This window comes from Pseudomonas quasicaspiana, from assembly GCF_021147825.1.
GTDB lineage: Bacteria > Pseudomonadota > Gammaproteobacteria > Pseudomonadales > Pseudomonadaceae > Aquipseudomonas > Aquipseudomonas quasicaspiana.
Map to the genome: position 1 here is coordinate 20885 of NZ_JAGTPI010000073.1, position 7791 is coordinate 28675.

At 55.6% G+C, this 7791-nt stretch carries 9 protein-coding genes; 4 read left to right on the top strand and 5 right to left on the bottom strand.

Going from position 1 to position 7791, the window contains the following annotated elements:
- The first annotated feature begins 25 nt into the window (after positions 1-25).
- Genes KDX30_RS26300 through KDX30_RS26310 form a run of 3 tightly spaced genes read left to right on the top strand, consistent with a single transcriptional unit; the run spans position 26 to position 2094 of the window.
- Positions 26-430 carry a DUF6896 domain-containing protein gene (locus KDX30_RS26300; protein WP_231677934.1) on the top strand — a complete coding sequence of 135 codons (405 nt, stop codon included), beginning with the start codon at positions 26-28 and terminating at the stop codon, positions 428-430.
- 36 nt (positions 431-466) lie between these two features.
- Positions 467-820: a hypothetical protein gene (locus KDX30_RS26305; protein ID WP_231677935.1), complete on the top strand. Its 354-nt coding sequence runs from the start codon at positions 467-469 to the stop codon at positions 818-820.
- Positions 821-849: 29 nt separating this feature from the next.
- Positions 850-2094, top strand: a complete 1245-nt coding sequence (locus KDX30_RS26310; RefSeq protein ID WP_231677936.1) for a DUF4303 domain-containing protein — start codon at positions 850-852, stop codon at positions 2092-2094.
- Positions 2095-2117: 23 nt separating this feature from the next.
- Here the strand turns inward: KDX30_RS26310 and KDX30_RS26315 are convergent, their stop codons facing one another.
- Genes KDX30_RS26315 through KDX30_RS26330 form a run of 4 tightly spaced genes read right to left on the bottom strand, consistent with a single transcriptional unit; the run spans position 2118 to position 4650 of the window.
- Positions 2118-2915 (bottom strand): hypothetical protein, encoded by a 798-nt coding sequence (locus tag KDX30_RS26315; protein ID WP_231677937.1) that lies wholly within the window; start codon positions 2913-2915, stop codon positions 2118-2120.
- A gap of 3 nt (positions 2916-2918) precedes the next feature.
- Entirely contained in the window at positions 2919-3296 is a 378-nt protein-coding gene (locus tag KDX30_RS26320) for a hypothetical protein (protein ID WP_231677938.1), read from the bottom strand.
- A 56-nt stretch (positions 3297-3352) separates the two neighbouring features.
- Positions 3353-3958 carry a DMP19 family protein gene (locus KDX30_RS26325; RefSeq protein ID WP_231677939.1) on the bottom strand — a complete coding sequence of 202 codons (606 nt, stop codon included), beginning with the start codon at positions 3956-3958 and terminating at the stop codon, positions 3353-3355.
- A 38-nt stretch (positions 3959-3996) separates the two neighbouring features.
- Positions 3997-4650, bottom strand: a complete 654-nt coding sequence (locus KDX30_RS26330; protein WP_231677940.1) for an SMI1/KNR4 family protein — start codon at positions 4648-4650, stop codon at positions 3997-3999.
- Positions 4651-4891: 241 nt separating this feature from the next.
- Between KDX30_RS26330 and KDX30_RS26335 the strand changes: the two genes are divergently transcribed.
- Complete coding sequence (locus KDX30_RS26335; protein ID WP_231677941.1) at positions 4892-5368, top strand: NTF2 fold immunity protein; 477 nt, start codon at positions 4892-4894, stop codon at positions 5366-5368.
- 474 nt (positions 5369-5842) lie between these two features.
- On the opposite strand, the gene KDX30_RS26340 is transcribed toward KDX30_RS26335, so the two are convergent.
- Positions 5843-7090 carry a ribonucleotide-diphosphate reductase subunit beta gene (locus KDX30_RS26340; protein ID WP_027901745.1) on the bottom strand — a complete coding sequence of 416 codons (1248 nt, stop codon included), beginning with the start codon at positions 7088-7090 and terminating at the stop codon, positions 5843-5845.
- Between the last annotated feature and the right edge of the window lie 701 nt (positions 7091-7791).

Here is a 7791-nt window from a genome sequence, read left to right on the forward strand (position 1 = left end):
CGTTTGTTTATAAAAGCGAGACCGTATGAATAACCAACTCGCCATTTTGATCAGCGACTATCAGGCAAGCGTTACTGCCGCAGTGGATCTGATGCAAAGGTCTGGCATCCCGCGGCCCTCGACTAATACGGATTGGGTCTTTAATGACATCCCTCAACGCGGAGAGCTGGAAGGCGGAGTTCGTTACTTCAAGCACGGCTATGGCTGCGCGGTTAGCCTCCCCACCGGTACAGTAGATTTTGACTTCGGCGCCGATGGTGAGATCGGTGGCTTCGACGCATGGCGGCTTACTGGTTTTGCCGGCGACAAGTTGTCGGAGTACGGTTTCTCTGATGAGGCTGCAATCACAGCGTGCATCGAAGCAGGAGTAGCGGCAGGCTCTCTCGTGTATTCCGGGTACATTCTTTATTACGTAGCGGATGACGTCTGATAATTGCAGTCCCGGCCCAAGTGCAGGAGCACACTCATGAGCGACATCGAAATCCTCTCCCTGTCTCCCGACGGTCGCTATCAAGTCCAGGCGACCCCGTGGGAGGCAGGCAACACGCACTGGCTGTTCCCGCCGCAAATCATCGATACCCAAAACGGGGGCGTGGTGTTTAGTTTCAAGGATCCTCTGTGGTCAGCAGACCGCAGCACTTGGCTAAGCCCGACCCGGGTCGAACTCAGGCTGCGCAAGTACCCCGGCCATCGAGCACCTCTGGGGCTTGTGGTGATTATTGAATGTGCGCTGCGTACCGCCGAATATGGCGATGGCACGCACATCGAATTGGCCCGTCTGGAAAGCACCCTTGAGGGGATGCTCGACCTGCTGGGCTGAACTCACTTTCGTCAGCAAGGACCTGAATGATGAATTGGAAAGCTCTGGAGGAGGCGCTGTTCGACGCCGCCAGACAGACATTGCAAACGCTGCTCGATGAAGGCGGCAGCCCTGTGTACGCCGCAGCGTTTCATGCCAGCTACCGGGAAGAAGAGGGCGTTCTGTCGCTGCCCAGCTTTGGGGCAAACACCCTGCAGGCGCTCAGCGAAGATTTCCCTGATGACGACGATGAAAGCTTCAGTTCGGTGAAGTGGAACCCGGCGGACTGGCGCTGGGATTGGGAAATCTGCGCGACTGAGCCGTTCACGGAGCTTGATGATGAGCTGCAAGCCTATGCCAATCGGCTTGGCCCGCGTGAATGGCAAGCGGCTGAGCGACGTTTTCTGGTCACCGTTAGCCGTGCCGCCAGGGCGCTGGGCCGCCATTTCAGTGGGCACCCTGGTGTGACGCCTGGCTTCGTGGTGATTTTTCATGACTTTGGTGGCTATACCGCCTTGGCCAAGCGCAGCATGACGCGCCAGCAGTTCGAGGAGAATTTCCCTGTCGAACTGGCCATTGAAAACCAGCTGCGCGAAGTCGCTGCCTTGCCGCTCGCCGAGCAGGCCGCGTTTTACGTCAGCCGCTTACATTGTTTTGATGGTGTTTCCGGGGAAGACGCAGAGCCGTGGTTGATTGCCAACGGCCGTGCCGCACAGGCAGCGCTTATCGAGCAGGTCAACAGCCATAAAAAACCTACACCGGCGGCGCGCATTCTCGGGCTGGCCGGCTTTGCTGATGAGCCCGTGATCCAGGCCCTGCGCCGACAAGCGATTGAAGCCCCTGAGCAACCGACCCGCAACTGGTGCGCGACGGCCTTGGGTTACCTTGAGGATTTTGATTGGCTTATGCAGCAAGCGCCCGACGTCGCAGTCGCGGGGATTTGCGCTAACCTTGACGGTTTCCGCTGGCGGGCCGTGCAGCCACCGGTGCTGGATTACAGGCCCCTTGAGCGTCTGCTTGATCAACGTCCTGAGGTTCGGGCTGCGGTTGAAGAGAAATTTGAAGAGTTCTACCACCAAATCGATACCACTACTGCTGATGTCAGCGAAGCCTTGCGCGGCCTGGCTTCACCCCACGTTGCCATTCGTCGTCATGCGGTGAGTGGATTGAATAACCGTGGCTTGCTGCCCGACGACGCGCGTCGGGCCATCGAGGCGCTACGTCGGGCAACACAGGATACCGATGAGCAGGTGCGTTACGTCGCGGGCGTTGGCCTGGAGGCGATGCAACGCTAAGGGGCTGTTCAATCGGGGAGCTTTCAATCGTGACCGAAGGCGCGCTGGATATCTTCCAAGAGGGTGAACGGGTCACTTACGGCGAACAACCCAATCGACGGTTGTAAATGATCAACACGGGGCGCGGGAAAGCCGCTGGCGATGATCTGAAACTGCCTGGCCCTGTCCGGCACATCCCGCAGCCCATAAGGCGCGTGCTGTGCGATACGCATCGTGCCGTCATTGTAGCGCTGCCCTTTGGCCTTGCAGTGCCGGAGGTCTTCAGGCCCTGGGCGCTGGCGTGAGGCGAAGTCGTAAATCTCGACCACCGGGGCTTCGTGATTACCCTCGATGCTATGGACGTAGATCGCATAAAACCATTCGCCGATCTGTACTGACAAGACGTCGCCCTCTCGCAAGAACGTGACGTCTTTGTCGAACGGCGGGCGTCGTACCAAGGGGGTTGGTGGCGAAGTCAGCAGCGCCTTGATGGCATCGCTGTTGCGTTCGAAGGTATCGCTCAGCACGCCCTGCTCATTAAGCCTGTCGACCGCCTCCAGCGCAGTCCGGGTCAATGCCTCATCGCAAAAACCATGACGATGAAGCACGGCCGCCATCGTCAGGCACACCAGGTCTTTGTAGTGTGGGCCGGCCTCATCACGAGGGCCCTGCAACACACAATCCCAACGCAGGAACACCCGCTTGAGCACCTGCGCCGTCAGTACCTCATGGGGGATTTTTTCAGGGCCAAGCATCTCCCATGCAGTCACCCGCGCAACGTCATGGGTGATCGGCTCAACCAGATCGCCAGGCAGATAGCCCAGTAGTTTTTTATGATTCAACGTTCATTGCCTCGGCAGTGAGTAGTGTTTGATGCGGCACGGATAATCCTTCCATTCGCCTTTACAGGTGCCATCCAGGTAGCGGTAATCAAAGTGCACCACTTGTCCTTTTTTGGGCCAGGTTCGGCGCGGAAGCACGGCCTGATAGTCTGACGTTTCCGGCAGAAACTTGAGGGTCGTGCCTTTCTCCGGGCAGACGACCGTGGCGGTCTTTGCGCTTACCTTGAGGATCTCGGCCTGCAACTCTGGATAGGGGTTTGTCAGGACATCAGTAATACGCAATTCCATGCTGCAGATTTGCCACGATGCTGCCAGGACGGCGGGGCAAAACATTGAAAGCATCACAGTAAACAGCACGTAGTACGGTGCGTGATTTTTCATGGTTGGCGTTGCCTGGGTTTGCTGATTTGAGTGGAGATTGTCATCTGGCCTGATGGTCAATCAGCCTCTTTTTCGAACAAGCCGTGCTCGAGGGCGTACTTCAGCAAGCGGTCGTCGAGTTGTTCGGCATCCTTATAAAATTGGTTGTCGAGGGCATCCAGCGCCGCTTCGCAATCAAGATCTCGCTCGTCTGCGTAGGTGGGCATGCTCAACTGGCGCAAGCCCTGGTCGGAGGGCACGGGCTGGGTACCGAACAGCAGGCGCCTGGCCTCTTCGAGCAGCGCCAGTGTCTGCGTTGCGCCCAGTTCAAGCAGGCCTGCGCAAGCGATGTCGAAGTTACCCCCTGAGTCGTTGCCGAAGTACTGATCGAAGCCGCCGTTGTAGACCTCGCCCCGTAATTCGCTGACGGCGTAATAGCGCTGTTCTGCCAATGCCAGCCCTGAGAAACCTTCGGGTGTGTTGTAGACGCGGTTGACCAGCGCCGTCCAGTACAGCGCTCGCGGGCTGACGATGTAACGCTTGTGCTCTTCGGCCCGGAGCTTGCCGTCTTCGATATCTTTCCGATAGCCGCGCTTGCAGGGCACGCACATTCCGTCGTTGCGTGCCGCCGTGGTTGCCAATATCAAATTTGCGCAAACCCGGCAGGGTTGTTTTTCGCTCATGGTCACTCCATTGGGATTCTGCTGACTGCAAGGTGTACTCAGCGCATCCAGTCACGCAGTACTTCGAATTCAATAGGGTCTGGTTGTTCCAGACTTGCCTGTAACAACTCCGATTCCTCTTGGGAAATGAAAGCGTTAACAGTTCTGGGGATGCTCTCGGAGCCGTCCTTGAATGACCTGGCCACACAGGGTCTGGAAAAAAGGTCCGCAAGTAGCGCACGGTGTTCTGGCAGCAATGCTGGATGGAGTAATTGCACTTCATGGGAGATTACTGGGCCCATCTCTGTTTGAGGTGTCACAACTTCTGGTTGATAGATCAGGTGGGACACGTCAGCCGCTGCGCGCACATAGTGGCTTGTCACCCACGACGATATGTCGATGTGGGCAAGGCTTGTCATCTGCCCGAAATGCAGTGCTTGTGCGATCCCCGTGGTCCCATTTTCCAGCCGCACGAAACAGTAGGGCTCACCGCTGCCATTAGTCGCGAAAGGCAGGAACGTTCGACCTTCATGATCAGCCGGATCGAGCCACTCATCAATTTCGCGCTCAGCCGTTTCGGCATCAAGCAAAAACACGTCATAAACACTGCGCATGGTATTTTTGTCCGATTGCGCTATGGCCATCAATGCTGAAAAACGTTCCGGTAGCTCAATGCCAATCTTGAGTGCGAGCTTTTGAAAAGCGGCATCCATTTCAGCGTCCTGTCTCTGGTTCAAAATACGCGGGTTGCGTATGGCGATGTTCCTTCAAAGATTATCGTGCCATACATTGCGATGTGAAGTGAGGCGGTGAAGGTGGTAAGTCCACGAACGTCAGATCTGAACCTGTGATAGCCATCAGGCCTGGCTCTTTGTAAGCTACGAAATCGATCGTCGAAACACGGCTGCGTTCAAGCAGTGTTCTGCATCAATGGAAATTCTGGGGCCAGGTAAAATGGACGAAGCTTCACTCAAATCACATCTGGCATTGCACGTCAGTGAATTCGGGGCTAAATGGAATTCGATCGAGCGTGATATCTACGCCGGAAGTAAAAAAGAAGATGGTGAGCTACGGCAGAAGTATCCGGGCATCGAATACCACTACGCGGAGGGAAGAACCGATTGGTTTGCCATATTCGGTGAGCGTACGGCCCCGCTTTTTGATGATTACTGCACTGATAAGCGTCGGGTGTACGGCGGTAAAAATCCCGGAAGCTTTGGCTTCCCAGCTAAATTCAACGGTGTCGAAAGTCCAACGGAAGTCCTGGTGGAGATAAAAACCAAATCCAGAGCTGAAGTGGTGATTAAAACGGAGACGAGCTTTGAGGACGAATATCTCTTCGTCATGTTGAAAAAAGCGGGGGAGTGGAAGATCGATAGTTACAAGTCCCGTCGGTATGGGAACGAGAAATGGGATTCAAGAATCTTGTGATTGGCGCGTCCATCAAAGAAGTGTAATCGTCTGAATTCACACGGAACCCGTGCAGACTGTGTGAAAACTACTGCAGGCTGGGCACCTTCGGTGCTACGCGCACAATACTGCGTTAAAAACAGGCGAAAAATGCTCATTTAGAACACTAGAGTCGGACGCGACCCCGGCCGTTTTTCGCCTGTTTTTGCCTTGTCTTGCCGTCGCTCGCTACGTTTTCACACAGTCTGCGTGGGACCGAATTCATTCGGGAATAGGTCGGTACATCCGCCACATCATCGTCGTCTGGAATGCTGCCTTTCCGGATAAATCCGGTCCTACCAGACCTATGTTGCCGCGAGACGGCGCGGTGTCAGGGGCATCGGGGCCACTCCGTAGCTCCTCGATCAACCTGTCATTCAACGGCATTCTCAGGTAATAAAAAAGGCCGCCTTCTCAGGCAGCCTTTTCATTTGAAGCTTGTGAGCGCGGGATCAATCAATCCCAGCTCAACGCCCCACCAGTCTGATACTCAATAACCCGTGTCTCGAAGAAGTTTTTCTCTTTCTTCAAGTCCATGATTTCGCTCATCCATGGGAATGGGTTGGTGGTACCTGGGTACTCTTCTTTCAGACCGATCTGGCTCAGGCGACGGTTAGCGATGAACTTGAGGTAGTCCTCCATCATCGCCGCGTTCATGCCCAGTACGCCGCGCGGCATGGTGTCGCGTGCGTATTCGATTTCCAGCTGGGTGCCTTGCAGAATCATCTGGCTGGCTTCTTCCTTCATTTCGGCATCCCACAGGTGTGGGTTTTCGATTTTGATCTGGTTGATCACGTCGATGCCGAAGTTCAGGTGCATGGATTCGTCGCGCAGGATGTACTGGAACTGCTCGGCGACACCGGTCATTTTGTTGCGACGGCCCATGGACAGGATCTGGGTGAAGCCGCAGTAGAAGAAGATGCCTTCCAGTACGCAGTAGTAGGCGATCAGGTTGCGCAGCAATTCTTTGTCGGTTTCGACGGTGCCGGTTTCGAACTTCGGATCGGAGATCGAACGGGTGTATTTCAGGCCCCAGGCGGCTTTCTTCGCGACCGATGGAATCTCGTGGTACATGTTGAAGATCTCGCCTTCATCCATGGCCAGCGATTCGATGCAGTACTGGTAAGCGTGGGTGTGGATCGCCTCTTCGAAGGCCTGGCGCAGGATGTACTGGCGGCACTCCGGGTTGGTGATCAGGCGGTACACGGCCAGTACCAGGTTGTTGGCAACCAGGGAGTCGGCGGTGGAGAAGAAGCCCAGGTTACGCATGACGATGCGGCGCTCGTCGTCGGTCAGGCCTTGTGGGTCTCTCCACAGGGCGATGTCGGCGGTCATGTTGACTTCTTGCGGCATCCAGTGGTTTGCGCAACCGTCCAGGTACTTCTGCCACGCCCAGTCGTATTTGAATGGCACGAGTTGGTTAAGGTCGGCGCGGCAGTTGATCATCATTTTTTCGTCAACGGCAACGCGGGCGCTGGCGCCTTCGAGTTCAGCCAGGCCTTCGGCGACGTCCAGTGCGTCCAGTGCTTTTTTGGCACGGATCAGGGCAGCAGAGTCTTTGTCGGTGACGGCGCGAGCTTCGGTGGCTGCGGCGCCACCGGCGCTGTCGAGGCGGTCCATGTTGGCTTCGTTAGCGTGACCGGCGTTGGTTGCTTTGACAGCTACTTCGCCGTCTTCTTTATCGAATTCGTCCCAGCTCAGCATGGTGGAAGCTCCTGAATTTCAAAGGATGTAGTGCCTGCGTCGAGTAATGACGCCGGCAACGGAATTTTCGAGTTTTACTCAGGATCGACCTGTTTGTGGTGCTGCGGATCGATCATTGGATTTGTCGCCGCGCCTTTGGGGCCTTACAGGCGAGCAAAACGGGGACTCAAGGTGGCTTTCAGGCAAGACAGCATTGCGTGGGCAAAGGGTCATTTGAGTACCTTGGAGCGAGCGCGGGATTATACAGATTTCGCCCGACACTTGTTCATCCGTAACTGCGTTTGAGGAAGGAATTTCGTTATTTTCTTCTGCATTTGTGGGGGCGTTCTCAATGGAGAAGGTACGACCGAAAAAGCAGCGGAAATCCCTTATGTAGTGTTTTTCATTTTTCGAAACACAGCATATAGGTCATGAGGGTGTCAGGCAATGTGTCGTTGCGACGCATTTGCGGTATGGGGATTTGGCTTGACTGGGGTCAATGTTTCTCTATGCCTTTGATACCGGGGGGTGTGGCGGGAGGGGGATTTCAGGTGGCTCGATTAAAGTGACCAACGGTTGTTCGAAGCGGGAAGGATACTGTGGCTTGAACCGCGTTATCGTTCATCGCGGGCAAGCCCTAATGCCAGTCAGTTAAGGAATTGACTTGTCCGTCCACCGAGAATAAAAAACGGGCTCCGTCGATCAGAGCCCGCCCCATGCCC

Coding starts and splice junctions, on each gene's coding strand:
- KDX30_RS26300 (WP_231677934.1), top strand. CDS start 26: ATGAATAACCAACTCGCCATTTTGATCAGCGACTATCAGGCAAGCGTT.
- KDX30_RS26305 (WP_231677935.1), top strand. CDS start 467: ATGAGCGACATCGAAATCCTCTCCCTGTCTCCCGACGGTCGCTATCAA.
- KDX30_RS26310 (WP_231677936.1), top strand. CDS start 850: ATGAATTGGAAAGCTCTGGAGGAGGCGCTGTTCGACGCCGCCAGACAG.
- KDX30_RS26320 (WP_231677938.1), bottom strand. CDS start 3,296: ATGAAAAATCACGCACCGTACTACGTGCTGTTTACTGTGATGCTTTCA.
- KDX30_RS26325 (WP_231677939.1), bottom strand. CDS start 3,958: ATGAGCGAAAAACAACCCTGCCGGGTTTGCGCAAATTTGATATTGGCA.
- KDX30_RS26330 (WP_231677940.1), bottom strand. CDS start 4,650: ATGGATGCCGCTTTTCAAAAGCTCGCACTCAAGATTGGCATTGAGCTA.
- KDX30_RS26335 (WP_231677941.1), top strand. CDS start 4,892: ATGGACGAAGCTTCACTCAAATCACATCTGGCATTGCACGTCAGTGAA.
- KDX30_RS26340 (WP_027901745.1), bottom strand. CDS start 7,090: ATGCTGAGCTGGGACGAATTCGATAAAGAAGACGGCGAAGTAGCTGTC.